This is a genomic window from Vibrio sp. 99K-1 (genome assembly GCF_013114585.1).
Taxonomy (GTDB): Bacteria; Pseudomonadota; Gammaproteobacteria; order Enterobacterales; family Vibrionaceae; genus Vibrio; species Vibrio chagasii_B.
On sequence record NZ_VTXF01000011.1, the window covers coordinates 47,636 to 64,802 of the forward strand.

At 45.0% G+C, this 17,167-nt stretch carries 14 protein-coding genes; 10 read left to right on the forward strand and 4 right to left on the reverse strand.

What is annotated here, in order from left to right; all coding sequences use genetic code 11:
* Nucleotides 1-105: 105 nt before the first annotated feature.
* The 3 genes from apbC to F0228_RS10520 all read left to right on the forward strand — a co-directional run bounded on the left by apbC (nucleotide 106) and on the right by F0228_RS10520 (nucleotide 4,334).
* A complete protein-coding gene (gene apbC, locus F0228_RS10510; protein ID WP_171762223.1) occupies nucleotides 106-1,182 on the forward strand; it encodes an iron-sulfur cluster carrier protein ApbC in 1,077 nt (358 codons plus the stop codon).
* A 276-nt stretch (nucleotides 1,183-1,458) separates the two neighbouring features.
* Nucleotides 1,459-2,100, forward strand: coding sequence for a uridine kinase (gene udk / locus F0228_RS10515; protein ID WP_004737367.1), 642 nt, complete (start codon nucleotides 1,459-1,461; stop codon nucleotides 2,098-2,100).
* Between the two features lie 107 nt (nucleotides 2,101-2,207).
* The gene (locus F0228_RS10520) at nucleotides 2,208-4,334 is read left to right on the forward strand and encodes an AsmA family protein (protein ID WP_171762224.1); all 2,127 of its coding nucleotides are present in this window, start codon (nucleotides 2,208-2,210) and stop codon (nucleotides 4,332-4,334) included.
* A gap of 219 nt (nucleotides 4,335-4,553) precedes the next feature.
* On the opposite strand, the gene cobO is transcribed toward F0228_RS10520, so the two are convergent.
* The gene (gene cobO / locus F0228_RS10525) at nucleotides 4,554-5,159 is read right to left on the reverse strand and encodes a cob(I)yrinic acid a,c-diamide adenosyltransferase (protein ID WP_061033783.1); all 606 of its coding nucleotides are present in this window, start codon (nucleotides 5,157-5,159) and stop codon (nucleotides 4,554-4,556) included.
* 84 nt (nucleotides 5,160-5,243) lie between these two features.
* Between cobO and F0228_RS10530 the strand changes: the two genes are divergently transcribed.
* Complete coding sequence (locus F0228_RS10530; RefSeq protein ID WP_061033782.1) at nucleotides 5,244-5,693, forward strand: low molecular weight protein-tyrosine-phosphatase; 450 nt, start codon at nucleotides 5,244-5,246, stop codon at nucleotides 5,691-5,693.
* Between the two features lie 102 nt (nucleotides 5,694-5,795).
* Here the strand turns inward: F0228_RS10530 and F0228_RS10535 are convergent, their stop codons facing one another.
* Both F0228_RS10535 and rne read right to left on the reverse strand, forming a co-directional pair.
* Nucleotides 5,796-7,343 carry a SulP family inorganic anion transporter gene (locus tag F0228_RS10535; RefSeq protein ID WP_008220276.1) on the reverse strand — a complete coding sequence of 516 codons (1,548 nt, stop codon included), beginning with the start codon at nucleotides 7,341-7,343 and terminating at the stop codon, nucleotides 5,796-5,798.
* Between the two features lie 258 nt (nucleotides 7,344-7,601).
* Entirely contained in the window at nucleotides 7,602-10,745 is a 3,144-nt protein-coding gene (gene rne, locus F0228_RS10540) for a ribonuclease E (protein WP_171730716.1), read from the reverse strand.
* A gap of 619 nt (nucleotides 10,746-11,364) precedes the next feature.
* Here rne and rluC point away from each other — a divergent pair.
* Complete coding sequence (gene rluC / locus F0228_RS10545) at nucleotides 11,365-12,309, forward strand: 23S rRNA pseudouridine(955/2504/2580) synthase RluC (RefSeq protein WP_061033780.1); 945 nt, start codon at nucleotides 11,365-11,367, stop codon at nucleotides 12,307-12,309.
* 386 nt (nucleotides 12,310-12,695) lie between these two features.
* Here rluC and F0228_RS10550 read toward each other — a convergent pair whose 3' ends face one another.
* Nucleotides 12,696-13,277 carry a nucleoside triphosphate pyrophosphatase gene (locus F0228_RS10550; RefSeq protein ID WP_171730715.1) on the reverse strand — a complete coding sequence of 194 codons (582 nt, stop codon included), beginning with the start codon at nucleotides 13,275-13,277 and terminating at the stop codon, nucleotides 12,696-12,698.
* Nucleotides 13,278-13,426: 149 nt separating this feature from the next.
* Here F0228_RS10550 and yceD point away from each other — a divergent pair, with 149 nt between their 5' ends.
* From yceD to fabD, 5 genes are all read left to right on the forward strand, one after another.
* Nucleotides 13,427-13,954, forward strand: a complete 528-nt coding sequence (yceD, locus tag F0228_RS10555) for a 23S rRNA accumulation protein YceD (protein WP_137409091.1) — start codon at nucleotides 13,427-13,429, stop codon at nucleotides 13,952-13,954.
* Nucleotides 13,955-13,989: 35 nt separating this feature from the next.
* The gene (rpmF, locus tag F0228_RS10560) at nucleotides 13,990-14,160 is read left to right on the forward strand and encodes a 50S ribosomal protein L32 (protein ID WP_004737376.1); all 171 of its coding nucleotides are present in this window, start codon (nucleotides 13,990-13,992) and stop codon (nucleotides 14,158-14,160) included.
* Between the two features lie 9 nt (nucleotides 14,161-14,169).
* The gene (gene plsX / locus F0228_RS10565; RefSeq protein WP_061033778.1) at nucleotides 14,170-15,195 is read left to right on the forward strand and encodes a phosphate acyltransferase PlsX; all 1,026 of its coding nucleotides are present in this window, start codon (nucleotides 14,170-14,172) and stop codon (nucleotides 15,193-15,195) included.
* 5 nt (nucleotides 15,196-15,200) lie between these two features.
* Complete coding sequence (locus F0228_RS10570) at nucleotides 15,201-16,151, forward strand: beta-ketoacyl-ACP synthase III (RefSeq protein ID WP_061033777.1); 951 nt, start codon at nucleotides 15,201-15,203, stop codon at nucleotides 16,149-16,151.
* Nucleotides 16,152-16,231: 80 nt separating this feature from the next.
* Nucleotides 16,232-17,155 (forward strand): ACP S-malonyltransferase, encoded by a 924-nt coding sequence (fabD, locus tag F0228_RS10575; protein ID WP_061033776.1) that lies wholly within the window; start codon nucleotides 16,232-16,234, stop codon nucleotides 17,153-17,155.
* The last annotated feature ends 12 nt before the right edge of the window (nucleotides 17,156-17,167 follow it).

Sequence of the window (17,167 nt, forward strand, 5' to 3'; positions counted from 1 at the left end):
TATAACGTGTGATACGCCAAGGTATCAGACAAAGGATTCCCCTAGTTTTTTAGGGGTTCAGTCTTCATCTCGTGGGTGATAGCATAAATAAAAAAAGGAGCCCCAATGCGTAACTTTACTTCGAAGCAAGATTTCTGTTCATGGTTGAATGAGTTTGAGTCACCAATCCTCATCCCAGAGTGGGCGCTACACCAAAACATTGTCTCAGTTGATCCTCGCGGATCGTTTGTAATTACTTTGCCTTTCGCTGCGAATCAGCTTGCTGTTGACCTGGAAAATTGGATTAACGCTCAGATTGAACAAGAGCTTGTGAGTGCTTTTCAATTTGAAGTGAAGGTCAAGCCATCGGCACTTGAAACGACGGTATCAACGCCACTTAAAGGCGTGAAGAATATTATTGCTGTCACTTCTGCCAAGGGCGGGGTGGGCAAATCAACGACTTCAGTTAACCTTGCGCTGGCTTTATCTAAGTCAGGCTCAAAAGTCGGTTTATTGGATGCTGACATCTACGGCCCATCGGTTCCTATGATGCTAGGACAGTTAGATGCGAAGCCAGAAGTGCAAAACAATAAGTGGATGATGCCAATCGAAGCACACGGTATTTTCACTCATTCAATTGGCTACCTTGTATCGAAAGATGATGCCGCTATTTGGCGTGGTCCGATGGCGGCAAAAGCACTCGGTCAGCTTGTGAATGAAACCGTATGGCCAGAGCTGGATTACCTGGTTATCGATATGCCACCGGGCACAGGTGATATCCAGTTAACTCTATCCCAGCAAATCCCAGTAACCGGTGCGGTGGTTGTGACTACTCCTCAAGATCTGGCTTTAGCAGACGCACGTAAAGGTGTCGCGATGTTCGATAAAGTGAGTGTGCCTGTAGCAGGCTTAGTTGAAAACATGAGCTACCATATATGTAGTCACTGTGGTGAGAAAGAGCATATCTTTGGCGCTGGTGGCGCAGAGGCTATGTCTGAAGAGTTCTACCTCGATATCTTAGCGCAAATCCCACTGCATATTGATGTTCGCGAAGACATCGATGCCGGCTGCCCAACGGTAGTGCGCCGCCCAGACAGCGAGCACACACGCCATTATTTAGAGCTTGCTGAAAATGTCGCGGCTAAAATGTTCTGGACGGGTAAAGCACGCCCAGAAGCGATCAATTTTTCTATGGTTGAATAGTAAGCGGGAACCTCAACGCGGTATAGATAATGAGTGGTTTAGATAAACAGCCCGTGATTTTTGCACAACTATCGTTTTTTGGTTAGGTAGTTGGCAAGCCTGTGCAAACAGTTGTAGGCAAGTTATTTAAAAGCAAACGATTGTCTTAAGTAAATGTATTGAGATCATCAATTTGACTGCAATTTGCTAAAATGGCGACTAGAATCTCGGTGCTTTAGCCCCTATAATCAGGCGGTTTATCTATTCCCACCACCAAACCATATCGGGTGCAAAATAATGTCTGATAATAATCAATGTGTCATCGTAGGTATCGCTGGCGCTTCAGCTTCAGGAAAAAGTCTGATTGCTAGTACGATTTATAATGAGCTGCGCGAAAAAGTAGGCGACCATCAAATTGGTGTTATCACGGAAGATTGCTATTACAGCGACCAAAGCCACTTGAGTATGGAAGAGCGTGTTAAAACTAACTACGATCACCCAAATGCACTGGACCATGATCTGTTATGTGAGCATTTACAGCAGCTGATGAGCGGCAATGCTGTAGAAGTACCAGAGTACAGCTACACAGAACATACACGTACTTCTGAAACGACTACACTTACTCCTAAGAAAGTGATCATTTTAGAAGGTATTCTGCTATTAACAGACCCACGTCTTCGTAACCTAATGCACGCAAGTGTGTTCATGGATACACCACTAGACATCTGTCTACTACGCCGTGTTAAGCGCGACGTTGAAGAGCGTGGTCGCACAATGGATACAGTACTAAAGCAATACCAAGAAACAGTACGTCCAATGTTCATGCAGTTTATCGAGCCTTCAAAACAACATGCAGACATCATCGTTCCTCGTGGTGGTAAAAACCGTATCGCGATTGATGTACTAAAAGCGCACATTGCGAAGTTGTTGAAGTCTTAATCGAATAAAAGTTTTGCCTAAGTGACTCACTTAGCTTTATTTTTTACCGAATCAGTGGCACTTTTATAGTGCCACTTTCTTTTGGAATCTAAGCAAGGAATATGCGGATGAAGAAACTACTCATTTTCATAGCTGTGCCAGTGTTTATTGTTGTTGCAGCAATTTTGGCACTAGTACTGTTAGTGAATCCCAACCAATTTAAGCCATTAATTGTCGAACAAGCCCAGAAGCACACCGGCCTTGAGCTAGTGATCGAGGGTGATATCAGCTGGCAATTCTTCCCATCTATTGGCTTCGAACTTGGTCAAACTGAATTACGCAACCCTGAAGGTTTTACGCAACCTAACCTATTTAAGGTTGATACCGTTGGCGTTGACGTTTCGGTTACTCCGTTATTTAGCAACCAACTAGAGATCGGCAACATCACTCTAGATGGCGCAGAATTCTACTTAGAAACGCTTAAAGATGGCCGTAAAAATATTGATGCGCTGACGCAAGCATCTGCATCTGATGCGTCGGCACCAGCAGCTGATACAACGTCTGAGCCAGCGCAGGCTCCGCAAGAGCAAAGCGCAGCAGAGACATCTGGCTGGACGATTAATCTAGCAGGCGTAACCATTTCAAACGCACTATTTGAAATGGACGACAAGCAAGCCGGTTCTTTCACTAAGCTCTACGATGTGTCTTTGAACCTATCTGAGTTCGCAGTAGACACGTGGACTACGGCAACTTTTGCTGCGTCTGGTGAGAACAACCAGCAAAAATTCTCAGCCAACGGTAGCGCTGAGTTCAAACTTGCTGAAGGCTTTGCAAGCTATGCGCTACGTAATATCGACCTAAACGCTAAGTTTAATGACCCAACGACGTCAATTGACTCCGTAAAGCTTGGTTTAGATACGTTTGAGTTCGATAAGGTTAACCAACTGACTTACGCTGTGGTTGGCAAAGCTGCTGGTCTAGATTTAGACCTGAAAGGTGGCGGTGAGCTGACGGTTGATAAAGCAATTTCAAAAGTGACACTGAACAAGTTAACGTTAGACTCTACGTTCAAGGGTGACACGCTTCCTCAGTCACCAATGAAAGTCGATATGTTGTCTGATCTTAGCTTTGATCTAACGAAGAGCCATTTGAGCTTTGTGCTAGAGAAGCTACAAGCTAACTCTATTGCATTAGACGGTAAAGCCGACGTTACTCTGTCAGACATACCAAAGGTTCGTTTCTCGCTTCATAGCCCGAATATTGATTTAGACGAGTTCCTAGGTTTAGGTAGTTCAACAGAAACTGCGAGCACGGCGCCTTCTGGTTCTGCTGGTGGCTCAACGTCAAAGTCAGGCAGCTCAGCACCAGCGAAAGAAGTTGAACCTGACCTATCTGCGTTGAAAACGCTTGATGTGAAAGGTGATATCACGATCGATAAGTTCAAAGCAAACAATGCGAAAATGCAGAATGTTAAAACGGCATTCTCTGTTAACCGCGGTGTTGCTGAATTAACTTCATTCACATCAAACCTTTACCAAGGTTCTATCTCTGCAACAGCAAAGCTAGACGCTCGTAAAACACCGGCGACTTACACTGCTAAGAAGAGAATTAAAGGGGTGAAAGTTCAGCCATTGCTGGTTGATGTTGCCGGTAACGATATGCTTGAAGGTACGGGTAATATCGATGTTAATGTGAAAGGTAAGAGCCTGACTCCGACAGGAATCAAAAAGAACCTAGTTGGTACTATCGCGATTAACTTTGAAGATGGTGCGGTTAACGGTATCAACGTTGCACAACTGATTCGTGAGAATTACGCGAAGATCAAAGGCGAGAAAGTTGAAAGCACAAATGAAGCTAAAAAGACTGACTTTAGTGCGATGAAAGCGACACTTAAGGTTGATAAAGGTTGGGTTTCAACCAATGACTTGTCGGCACAATCACCACTACTTCGCGTGACAGGTCAAGGTAAAGCTAACTTCATTAATGAAACGGTAGATTTCTTAGTAAGAACATCGATTGTTGGCTCATTAGAAGGTCAGGGCGGTAAGAGTATTGATGACCTGAAAGATGTGACGATTCCGATTAAGGTGACAGGCCAATGGGCTGACCCGAAATTTGCACTTGTTTTTGATGATGTATTGAAGCAAAAAGCACAGAAAGAGATTGACCGTGGTGTTAACAAGCTAACGGACAAGATTAAAGATGAGAAGACCAAAGAAGCCGTAGACGGTTTATTGAAAGGTTTCTTTAACTAACGATTACTCGCTAACTATAAAAAGCGCCATTCCTATTGTAGGAATGGCGCTTTTTATTTTGGCATCGGAAATACTCAAGAGAGACTCCCTATGACACTCGTCCCTCGCTCTAGGGAATGACTATAGGCAGTCGTCCTTTGTTCAAGGGCATAACGGCCTAGTGGTCGTCATCCTCGAGAGGGAAGAATGACCGAGTCCGGGAGCTCTGGTTGAAGGTGATTACCAGTCAACGCCTTGTAGTGCTTTAACACCAGATTCGAAAGCGTGCTTCACGTTACGTACCTCTGATACGGTGTCTGCCATTTCAGTCAGTGTGCGGTGCGCGCCACGGCCTGTAATGATCACTGATTGCATCTTCGGACGGTTGTTAAGCGCTTCAACGACTTCATCGAGCTCAATGTAACCGTAGCTCACCATGTAAGTCAGCTCATCAAATAGAATCACATCAATCGACTCGTCAGCCAGCATGCGTTTACACTCTGTCCATACGCGTTGTGCCGCTTCGATATCTTGTGCTTTGTTTTGCGTTTCCCAGGTAAAGCCAGTGCCCATCACCTGAAATTCAACATCTAGCTTTTGCAGGACATTCTTTTCGCCGTTATCCCAAGTGCCCTTAACAAACTGAGCAACCGCACATTTCTTACCGTGGCCTACTGCGCGAGTTATGGTACCAAAGCCTGAGGTCGATTTGCCTTTACCATTACCAGTGATGACCAGTAACAGGCCTTTTACTTCTTGAGCTGCAGCGACACGAGCATCGACTTGTTCTTTAACTTTCTGTTGTCTTGCTTTATGACGTTGTTCTTTGTTGTCTTCAGTCGACATAACAAATCCTTTTAAGTTGTGATTGCGCTTATCATAGCCTAACTTAACGATAGCAAAAACCATCGGAAGAACAGGTGATTACGGATGAAAAAGATACTCGTGGTTTGTATGGGGAATATTTGTCGCTCGCCAACAGGTGAAGCGGTATTACGAAAGAAGGCACAGCAGCTCAATATTGATGTTCTAGTCGACTCTGCAGGGACGATTGGTTTCCATCAAGGCAATCCGCCGGATTCACGCTCTAAAGCGGCAGGAGAGAAGCGAGGCTATAGCTTTAAAGGCATTACTTCACGAAAAGTCGTCGCAAATGATTTTGAAGAGTTTGACTTAATACTCGCAGCAGATAGAGCTAACTTGACCGACTTAATGAGCCAATGTCCGGCACACTTGCAATACAAACTGGCGTTGTTTCTAAGCTTCGGTGAATCGCAGTATCAAGAAGTTCCTGATCCGTATTATGGGGAGGGTGATGGGTTCGAACTGGTTTTGGACTTAATCGAAGAATCTAGCGAAGCGATATTAAGGTCGATTTGAGATCGAGAATGTAAGAGCAGTATTTGGCTTAAGCTATAAGTATAAAAAAGGCCGACATTGAATGTCGGCCTTTCTATATCTAACGTAAAGTGATGTTTAAGATTACTTAGACATTACTTTGTAGATTGGATCTTCTGCTACGTTTGCTTCTACTAAGCTACCTGCTTTGTGCAGCATAGCAACACAGTCTTGGCTTAGGTGACGAAGGTGCAGCGTTTTACCTTGTGCTGCGTAACGCTCAGCAATGGTATCAATTGCTTCAATAGCAGAGTGGTCGGTTACGCGAGAGTTCGCGAAATCAACAATTACATCTTGTGGATCTTCATGAGCGTCAAATAACTCAAGGAAGTTCGCTGTTGAACCGAAGAAGATTGGACCGTTTACTTTGTACTCTTTTGAACCCGCTTCGTTGATGCAAGTATCCGCGTAGATGTGCTTAGCATGCTGCCATGCAAACATCAGTGCAGATGCAATAACACCCACAAATACAGCAACCGCTAGGTCAGTCATTACTGTCACAACCGTAACAAGAACGATAACGAAGAAGTCTTGCTTAGGTACGCGACGTGCAAGTTTGAACGTTGCCCATTCGAATGTACCAATAACAACCATGAACATTACACCCACAAGTGCTGCTAGAGGAATCATTTCGATAAGTGCTGAACCGAATAGGATGAACATTAGCAATGCAACAGCAGCAACGATGCCCGATAGACGACCACGGCCACCAGAGTTTACGTTGATCATTGACTGACCAATCATCGCACAACCACCCATCGCGCCAAATACTGAACACGTCACGTTAGCCATACCTTGACCAACACATTCACGGTTAGATTGACCACGAGTGTTCGTCATCTCGTCTAGTACTGTTAGCGTTAGTAGTGATTCGATTAGACCAATCGCTGCAAGGATCACTGCGTAAGGCAGGATGATGTATAGCGTTTCTAGGTTAAACGGTACTGCTGGAATAGAAAAAGTCGGTAGAGAACCCGCCAGCGTTGCTGCTTCGTCACCAGACATAGTACGTAGGAAATCAACAACAGTACGAGTTTCAAGATCAAGACCTACAACCAATGCCGTCACCGTTACGATAGCAACCAATGAAGATGGTACTGCTGTCGTCAGTTTTGGTAGGAAGTGGATGATCGCCATAGTTAGTGCCACTAGGCCTAACATCAGAGTCATCTGGTCGCTTGGTAGCCAAGTTAATGCACCTGTTAGATCCGGTGCTTTGAATTGACCAAGTTGAGCTAGGAAAATAACGATAGCTAAGCCGTTCACGAAACCAATCATTACTGGGTGTGGAACGATGCGGATAAATTTACCTAGCTTGAAGACACCTGCTGCAATTTGCAGAAGGCCAGCTAGCATAATTGCCGCGAATAGGTATTGAACACCATGAGTTGCAACTAGGCTTACCATTACAACAGCCATTGCGCCAGTCGCACCAGAAATCATGCCTGGGCGGCCGCCGAAGATTGAAGTGATAAGACCTACGATGAATGCTGCGTACAGACCAACCATTGGGTCAACGCCAGCAACAAAGGCGAATGCTACAGCTTCAGGTACCAGAGCAAGTGCTACGGTAAGGCCTGACAGTACGTCATTCTTTACAGAGTGCTTAGAAAATTGTGGGAATTCGAACATGTGTGCTCAGCTATGCTTAAAATGGATTTACCGACACGAGTGTATTGCGTAGCTAAACAGTGATGAAAAAGAGCGGCAATAGCTAAGTGTCGAAAAGATAAGTGCGCGAATGCTACCCAAAATTGTGACTAAGTTCAAGGTAGAACCCAATTTTGAGTAATATATCTATTAATTTTTATTCGATTAGCAGATAAGAAAAAGGCTGCTTAAATAAGCAGCCTTTGATTCGATTTTCTAATGATTACTCAGTAGTAAACACTAGTAGTTTGGCTTAGTCATGCCTGCGCCAGCTTTGTTTGACGCTACCTGACTACCTGCACCTTTTGGTACAAAACGTTCAGTGCGGAACGGTGCTGCAACCACTTCAATCTCTTTGATCTCTTGAGGACCAGGAGCTTTAGTCATTGGTGAGCCCGCTTGCTTCTTCGCAACTGTTGCTTTTGGCGTTTCTGCTTTTGCAACAGGCGCTTCTTCAACTTTCACTTCAGCTTTCGGTGCTTCAACGACAGCCGCTTCAGCTTCAACTGCTGGTGCTTCAGTAACTGCTTCCTCAGCTTTCACAGTCTCAACTGGTGCTTCAACTACTGGAGTTTCAACGACAGGTGCCTCAACTTTCGCTTCGGCAACCACTGGAGCTTCTTCAACAACAGCAGGAGCTTCAGTGACTTGAGCTTCAGCAACTGGTGCCTGAGTTACTGCAGTCTCTTCACGGCGGATAATCACTTTACCCATTGCCAGTTCAGGACATGCAAAACCGCCTGCCATTACAACGCTGCTTTGTGGAGCTGCCTCTTGAGCGACATTTTGCTCTTGAGTATTAACCACTGTTTGCGTTTCAACTGCTACTTCAGCCACTTCAGGTTTTGCCTGTTTGTGATGAGGTTTTGGAATGAAGCGAGGCATCACTTTACCCATAGCCATCTCTGGAGAAGCTACACCACCTTTACGTAGGCGGAATGGGTTAGGGCGACGATCACGACCGCGACGACGACGTTGACCACTTGCACGTAGGTGACGTGGAGAACGACGGTTACGACGTTGTTTCGGTTCTTCCTGTTCAGATTGCTCGCCATTTGCTTGAGTTGCTTCAACTTGCTCTGCAACTTTTTGCTCTTGCGCTACTGATTTGTTTTTCGCTGCTGCTTGCTCTTTAGAAACAGATGGTGCTTTTTGTTCCTTAGTTGAGTTTTCAGCCGCGTCTGCTTGAGCTTGCTGGTCTTTAACACGAACTTGCTTGTTCAGCTTACGACGTTGGCGACGCTCTTTGATCTTAGCAGCTTTCGCTTCAGGCTTAGCCTTTGGCGCATCTGACTTACCAGCTTGTGCGTCTGCCGCTAGCTGTAGGCCTTCTTCTGCTAATTTAGATGGTGCTTGCTCTTCGCGTTGCTTCTGCTCGTCACGCTGCTTGTTGCGGCGATCTTGCTTAGGCTTACGAGGTTGACGATTTTGCTGTGGAGCTGCATCTTTCTGCTCTTCAGGCTTCTCATCACGTGCAGGCTTGCGACGGCGTTTGTTGTCACGGTTATCGTTACGGTTGTCACCACGCTCACCACGTTGGTTACGGCGGCGGTTATCGTTACGGTCACGGCGTTGACGGTTTCCGTTGCGGTTGTTTTTAGGCTTCTCTTCAGTTTGTTTCTCTTCTTGCTTCTCTTCTTGAGTTGAAGAGCCAAATAGGAAACTACCGATAGCCTTAAAGAAGCGACCAATTAGGCCTGATTCTTGTGCTACTGGCTCAGCTTTCTTCTCTTGTGCCGCTTTTGGTGCTGGCGCTGGAGTCGGTGCTGATTGAGCTGGAGCTGCGAAGCCTTTCAGAGCTGGCTCTTCGATCTTCTTAGGACGAATTGCTTGTTCTGCCGGTTCTTTGCTTTCTGCTTCTTTCAGAGCATCTAGCTTCTTAGGAAGTAGATAAGAAAGTAGATCGAACTCTTCGCCTTCACGAACACGGATAACCTCAAAGTGCGGTGTTTCCATGTCAGAGTTAGGAACAACAGTGATCTTAACTTCTTGGTTCTTCTCGATGTGGTTTACTGAGCGACGTTTTTCGTTCAGAAGGTAAGACGCGATAGGAACAGGCACAACAGCAAGTACTTGTGCTGTGTTGTCTTTCAGAGCTTCTTCTTCAATCAAACGTAGAACAGACAGTGCTAGAGATTCGTTATCACGAACAACACCAGTACCTGTACAACGAGGACAAATGTGGTGGCTTGCTTCTGCTAGTGATGGGCTCAAACGTTGACGAGACATCTCTAGAAGACCAAAGCGAGAAATACGGCCAATTTGTACACGAGCACGGTCTAGACGAACGGCATCACGTAGGCGGCTTTCAACTTCGCGTTGGTGGCGAACCGGAGTCATATCGATAAAGTCGATAACAACAAGACCACCTAGGTCACGTAGACGTAATTGACGTGCAATTTCATCGGCTGCTTCTAGGTTAGTGTTAAGTGCTGTCTCTTCGATATCGCCGCCCTTTGTTGCACGAGCTGAGTTGATATCGATAGAAGTTAGCGCTTCTGTTGGATCGATTACGATAGAACCACCAGATGGAAGGCGAACTTCACGTTGGAAAGCCGATTCGATCTGGCTTTCAATCTGGTAGTGACTAAATAGTGGCACTTCACCATCGTACTTCTTAACGCGATTCATGAAATCTGGGCGTATTAGTTGAATGTGCGCTTGAGCACGTTCAAAAATAGTGTTGCTGTCGATTAGAATCTCGCCGATGTCACGACGTAGGTAGTCACGAATTGCGCGAACAATAACGTTACTTTCTTGGTGAATTAGGAAAGGAGCTGCATTTGAATCTGAAGCTTGCTTGATAGCGCCCCAGTGATTCAATAGAACATTTAGGTCCCACTCTAGCTCTTCTGCGCTTTTGCCAACGCCCGCTGTACGCACGATTAAGCCCATACCTTGAGGAAGCTCAAGAGTGCTCAATGCTGCTTTCAGTTGGGTGCGCTCATCACCTTCGATACGACGAGAAATACCGCCTGCACGAGGGTTGTTTGGCATAAGAACTAAGTAACTACCTGCCAAAGAGATGAAAGTTGTCAGTGCAGCACCTTTGCTACCACGTTCTTCTTTCTCTACTTGTACGATTACTTCTTGGCCTTCTTTTAGCACTTCTTTAATGCTAGGACGGCCTTGGTATGTATAACCTTCAGGGAAGTATTCGCGGGCAATTTCTTTAAGAGGGAGGAAACCGTGACGTTCTGCGCCGTAATCAACGAATGCCGCTTCTAGGCTTGGTTCAATACGGGTAATACGTCCTTTGTAGATATTCGCTTTCTTTGACTCATGACCTGGACTTTCGATATCTAGATCGAATAGTCGCTGGCCGTCAACCAAAGCGACACGCAACTCTTCTTTTTGAGTTGCGTTAATTAACATTCTTTTCATTTAGAAATACTCGTTGTCTTTTCTTATTTTCATCATTGTTCTTATCGCTTTATTTCGTTTCTCATGGTGCCAGATCCCATGGCTTTATCGGTGCAGCCTCCCGGCTGGAGAGGGATGCTCTGGGGCACGTCAGTCATCATAGGGAGTTAGCCTATGATCCGCGATGTGGCGGTGAATACTCAACATGAGCGTACGTGAGTAGAGCGATAAGGGGACTCAGTTGACTGTGTCTTACGCCAATTGCAGCACTGTCTAATCTGAGTTATCTACTCATTTACTTGCTTATGAACGATTGTCTGTTTAAATTTTAGTCAAACCGTTGATAGCAGCTGTGAACTATAGCAGTGGTCGGTAAACACAGCAATCTGCTTTGTCGGAATGCTGTAAAAAAAACAGTTTTTGTTTGTGTTTTGATAGCTCTAACTCACTGTCTATAAATAATTTATCAATTGATATTTTAATTTGCAGGAATCTTGGTGCTTTTTTGTTCGAAGAATCAAAGAAATATAGAACTTCAGCGACCATTTGGTGGTAGATGATCAAGAATTAAGAGTAAATTAGTTCAGAATAGACCTAAGAAAATCTCAATTATCAAAAGTGACAGTGATACAATAGCGCAATGAGCGAAATTAGAACCCAAGTCCAATTTGTCGATATTGACGAAGATATGGCTGGTCAGCGTATTGATAACTTCTTACGCAACCAATTAAAAAACATCCCGAAAAGCATGATTTACCGAATCGTGCGTAAAGGCGAAGTCCGCGTAAACAAAAAACGCATCAAGGCTGAGTACAAACTAAAAGCTGGTGATTTAGTTCGTATCCCGCCAGTTACCATTGAAGAGAAAGTTGAAGAGAACGTGCCAAGCACGAAACTCAACAAGGTTTCAGAATTGGAACAGTGCATCATTTATGAAGATGATCACATGCTGATTCTAAATAAACCATCGGGCACTGCCGTTCATGGTGGTAGTGGACTTAAGTTTGGCGCAATTGAAGCATTGCGTGCACTTCGTCCTGAAGCTCGCTTTCTTGAACTAGTGCACCGTATTGATAGAGATACGTCTGGCATCTTGCTTGTTGCTAAGAAGCGCTCGGCGCTAAGACATCTTCAAGCGCAATTCCGTGAAAAAACGGTTCAAAAATACTACTTCGCTTTAGTGATGGGCGAGTGGAAGAACAGCTGTAAGGTGGTGAACGCGCCTCTGCTGAAAAATGAAGTAAACAGTATCGTTCGTGTTAACCCGAATGGTAAAGCCTCTGAAACTCGTTTTAAGGTTTTAGAGAAGTTCAAAGATGCGACACTGATTCAAGCGAGCCCGATTACCGGTCGTACGCACCAAATCCGTGTACACACTCAATATACGGGCCACCCAATTGCATGGGATGACCGATATGGTGATCGTCGTTTTGATGCTTACACGGGAAAGGTTGGGTTGGATCGCTTGTTCCTACATGCTGCAAACATCAAGTTCACGCATCCGGGTAGTGAAGAGAAGATGGATATCTCAGCTCCGATGGAAGCGCGATTAGAAAAAGCGCTGACTGGTTTACGTAAGCTTTAAGAAGATACGAGATACGAGATACGAAGGTATAGAGTGTCTCTAAATTTGTTCTTCAGTATCTATAATTGAGAAAGGTTGACGAATTTCGTCAACCTTTTTTGTTTGTGCTTGTTACAAGAGATCCCCAACTCGCTCGTCCCTCACTCTTGGGGATGACGATACTTTTTGCTATTCGAGTAAAATAGTACCTTGTGTTTACGTGTTACCTCGGTCGAACAACTTTTGGGTTACTGTCTTCCGCAGTGTTTATGAGACAGCAGTGACCTTTTTAAAAGTTGAGTGGTACTACTATGGTCTTCATATCGTGTTCACCTTAAAGTTCAAGAGAATTCCCTAGACTGACGAAGGAAGGAGTAGGGAATCTCTGTAAGAATGGTAAGCGCGAGTTAAAGCACACTCATTCCTTGCGCATCCAACATATCGACTAGGTCAATAAGCGGTAGACCAATAAGCGTGTTCGGATCTTTTCCTTCCATCTCTTTGAACAAAGCGATACCTAGTCCTTCACACTTAAAGCTGCCAGCGCACCAGTAAGGTTCTTCTTTTTCAACGTAAGAGATGATCTGTTGCTCGGTTAAGTCACGGAAGTGAACAATAAAGGTATCGAGACGCGTGTCAGCTTGTTGGGTTTCGCTGTTCCATACGGTTACTCCTGTATAGAAAGTGATGCTCTTGCCACTTTGACGAGATAACTGCTCAATCGCTTTTTCACGAGTATGAGGTTTACCTATTATCTCGCCATCGATCACGCAGACTTGGTCAGATCCAATCACTAAGCTTGGTTGATCAATGAAACAAGACTTAGCTTTGGTTTCAGCAAGGCGCATTACCAACTGTTGTGGAGTCTCCCCCGGAATCGGTGTTTCATCGCAATCAGGCTTTGCCGTAATGAAGCTAATTTGTAGTTTTTTGAGGATCTCTTGCCTAAATGGTGAGGTAGAGGCTAAAACTAGTTGGTAATTTTTCATTTTAATTTACAATTCATAGAAGCATTTACAGTAGGATATAGGAAGTTATCCCGCTATTCATAATGCTCTGTATGGGAAAGGTAAAAAAGTGTACTTTTTTTGCCATTTCCTTTGACTAAACTCGATTTGGAAGATAAGATTCGCGCCCTATGCAAAAGGTAAAAATACCGCGTACAGTTGATCCGGCAAGAACGGCTCAGAAACGACTAGATTTAGATGGCATCATCCAAACCAGTCTTTTTAAGCGTTTAGCTGAGGCAACTGAAGGCGTAAAACGTGACGCGCAAGTCTCATTGTCATTTGGGCTTGATGAACAACGATTAGTCGTTATCTCTGGTAAAGCTAACGTCGAAGTCGATTTAGAGTGTCAGCGTTGTAATGAGGTTTTCGCACATGAGTGCGATGTCCAATTCACTTATACTCCTTATTATAATGAGAAAAGTGAAGAGGAAGCACCGGAAGAGTACGATTTGGTAGATCTGAACGAGTACGGTGAGTTAGACCTGATTCAACTAGTTGAAGACGAGTTCATTCTTGGATTGCCGCAAATAGCAATGCACGATAATGCGAAATGTAGCGTTAACTCAAATAACTTGGTGTTTGGTGAACTTCCTGAAGAAATTGAGGAAGACAAGAAGCCGAATCCATTTGATGTTTTAAAAAGCTTGAAGAAGTAACTGCTTCTTTAAGAATTTACATAGGAGTAGGGTCAATGGCCGTACAAAAGAGCAAGAAATCACGTTCAATGCGTGGCATGCGTCGTTCACACGATGCGCTAACTACAGCTGCACTTTCTGTAGACGCAACTTCAGGTGAAACTCACCTACGTCACAACGTGACTGCGGAAGGTTTCTACCGCGGCAAAAAGGTTATCAACAAGTAAGGTTGACCTTTGCAAAATCTAACCGTTGCGCTTGATGCAATGGGCGGGGACTTCGGTCCTCGTGTAACAGTGCCTGCCGCCGTGCAGGCACTGTCGTATTTCCCAGAGCTAAAAGTCATTCTCATAGGTGATCGAAACGCGATCACATCTCAATTATCTTCATTAGGTCGAATGCCTGACTCTCGTTTGAGTATTCAGCATTGTGATCGAGTTATTTCCAATTCTGAAAAACCTTCACTAGCCTTGCGTAACAGTCAGGGTAGCTCCATGCGTGCTGCTATTGATCTGGTCGCCGACTCTCAAGCCGATGCTTGTGTGAGTGGTGGCAACACCGGCGCATTGATGGCTCTGTCCCGTTTTCGACTTAAGCTCCTCCCTGGCATTGATAGGCCCGCATTGGTTTCAGCTTTGCCTACCGCTTCAGGGAATCGTACATGGATGCTTGATTTAGGGGCAAATGTGTCTAGTGATGCAGATTCGCTTTTCCAATTTGCTGTGATGGGCAGTGCATTAGCGGAACAACATTTAGGTCGCGCTCCACGTGTCGCTATTTTGAATATCGGTGCCGAAGAAATTAAAGGTAATGACCTTGTAAAACGATGCGCTGAAATGTTGTCGAATACTCAGTCTGTGAACTTCATAGGCTATATTGAAGGTAACCAACTCCTTCAAGATGCTGCTGATGTCGTCGTATGTGATGGTTTTGTGGGCAATGTCTGCTTAAAAACGTGCGAAGGTACGGCTCAGCTCTTTATTGATAAGCTAAAAACGCGCATGATGGCTTCAACTATAAAGGGTTGGATAGCCAGAATGTTGTTTTCTGAGCTATTTACTGAATTAAAAACCTTGAACCCCGACCAGTATAACGGCGCAAGTTTGTTAGGATTGCGCGGCATTGTCATTAAAAGTCATGGAAGTGCTGATGTATCTGCAGTTGTCAACGCGATTGGCGAGGCAGTACACGAGGTCAAACGACAAGTCCCCAGCCGCATTAGCGATCGTTTGGAAGCGGTTTTACTCGAGAGGCATTATTAGTCTTCATGTATAGCAAAATTTTAGGTACTGGCAGCTACTTGCCATCTCAGGTGCGTACTAACGCAGACTTAGAGAAAATGGTAGAGACTAGCGATGAGTGGATCGTTGCTAGAACAGGTATTAAAGAGCGTCGTATTTCAGCGGAGAACGAAACCGTTGCAGATATGGCGTTTTACGCTGCTGAAAATGCCATTGAAATGGCGGGTATCGACAAAGAAGATATTGATTTAATCATCGTTGCGACCACCAGTAGTAGCCACACATTCCCGTCTTCGGCGTGTCAGGTACAAGGTAAGCTTGGTATTAAAGGCTGCCCTGCGTTTGATTTGGCTGCAGCGTGTTCTGGTTTTGTCTATGCTTTGTCTGTTGCAGATCAGCACATCAAATCAGGCATGTGTAAGAACGTTTTGGTGATTGGTGCCGATGCACTGTCAAAAACCTGTGATCCGACTGACCGCTCTACGATCATCTTATTTGGTGATGCAGCAGGCGCGGTGGTTGTAGGCGCAAGCGAAGAGCCAGGTATTTTGTCGACTCACATTTACTCTGATGGTAAATACGGTGAGCTACTAAGCCTTGAAGTACCAGAGCGTGGCGGTGATGCGGATAAATGGCTGCACATGGCGGGCAACGAAGTATTCAAAGTGGCGGTAACTCAGCTATCTAAGCTGGTTAAAGACACATTAGCTGCAAATAACATGGATAAGTCAGAGCTTGATTGGTTAGTTCCACACCAAGCGAACTACCGTATTATTTCAGCAACGGCGAAAAAGCTGACAATGTCACTTGATCAAGTGGTGATCACCCTTGATAAGCACGGCAACACGTCAGCGGCTACCGTACCAACAGCCTTAGATGAGGCTGTTCGTGACGGACGAATTAAACGCGGTCAAACGCTTCTATTGGAAGCATTTGGCGGTGGCTTCACTTGGGGTTCTGCGTTAGTTAAATTCTAACCCTAAGCGAAAACCTACAAACAAGGCACATAACTTATGTGCCTTATTCAATTTTTTGCTTTGCTTAAAGGAAAATTACAATGAGCAAGTTTGCTATCGTATTCCCAGGCCAAGGCTCTCAAGCTATCGGTATGCTTGCAGACCTAGGCGAACAGTATGATGTTGTTAAACAAACATTTGCTGAAGCTTCAGAAGCACTTGGTTACGATCTATGGGCATTAGTTCAAGATGGCCCAGTAGAAAATCTAAATGAAACTTTCCGCACTCAACCGGCTCTACTAACAGCGTCTGTTGCAATTTGGCGTGTATGGCAAGAGCTTGGCCTAGAGCAACCTGCAAACTTAGCGGGTCACAGCTTAGGTGAATATTCTGCACTAGTATGTGCTGGCGTTATCGACTTTAAAGAAGCGATCAAGCTAGTTGAACTACGTGGCCAGCTAATGCAAGAAGCGGTTCCTGCAGGCGTTGGTGCAATGTACGCAATCATCGGTCTAGATGATGAAGCGATTGCTAAAGCGTGTGAAGAAGCGGCACAGGGTGAAGTTGTTTCTCCAGTGAACTTCAACTCTCCAGGCCAAGTTGTTATCGCGGGTAACAAAGCGGCAGTAGAGCGTGCTGGTGCACTATGTAAAGAAGCGGGCGCTAAGCGTGCACTTCCTCTACCAGTATCTGTACCGTCTCACTGTGCGCTAATGAAACCTGCAGCAGACAAGCTAGCGGTAGCTCTAGAAGCTCTAGAATTCAACACGCCAGCATTGCCTGTTATCAACAACGTTGATGTTGTTGCTGAAACAGACCCTGCAAAAATTAAAGATGCGCTTGTTCGTCAACTTTACAGCCCAGTTCGTTGGACTGAAGGCGTACAAGCGATGAACGAGCAAGGCGTTGAGAAGCTACTTGAATTAGGTCCTGGTAAAGTTCTTACTGGCCTAACAAAACGAATCGTAAAAACTATGACAGCTGCTGCAGTTAATGACACTGCATCACTAGAAGCTGCTAAGTAATAACCACTTAAT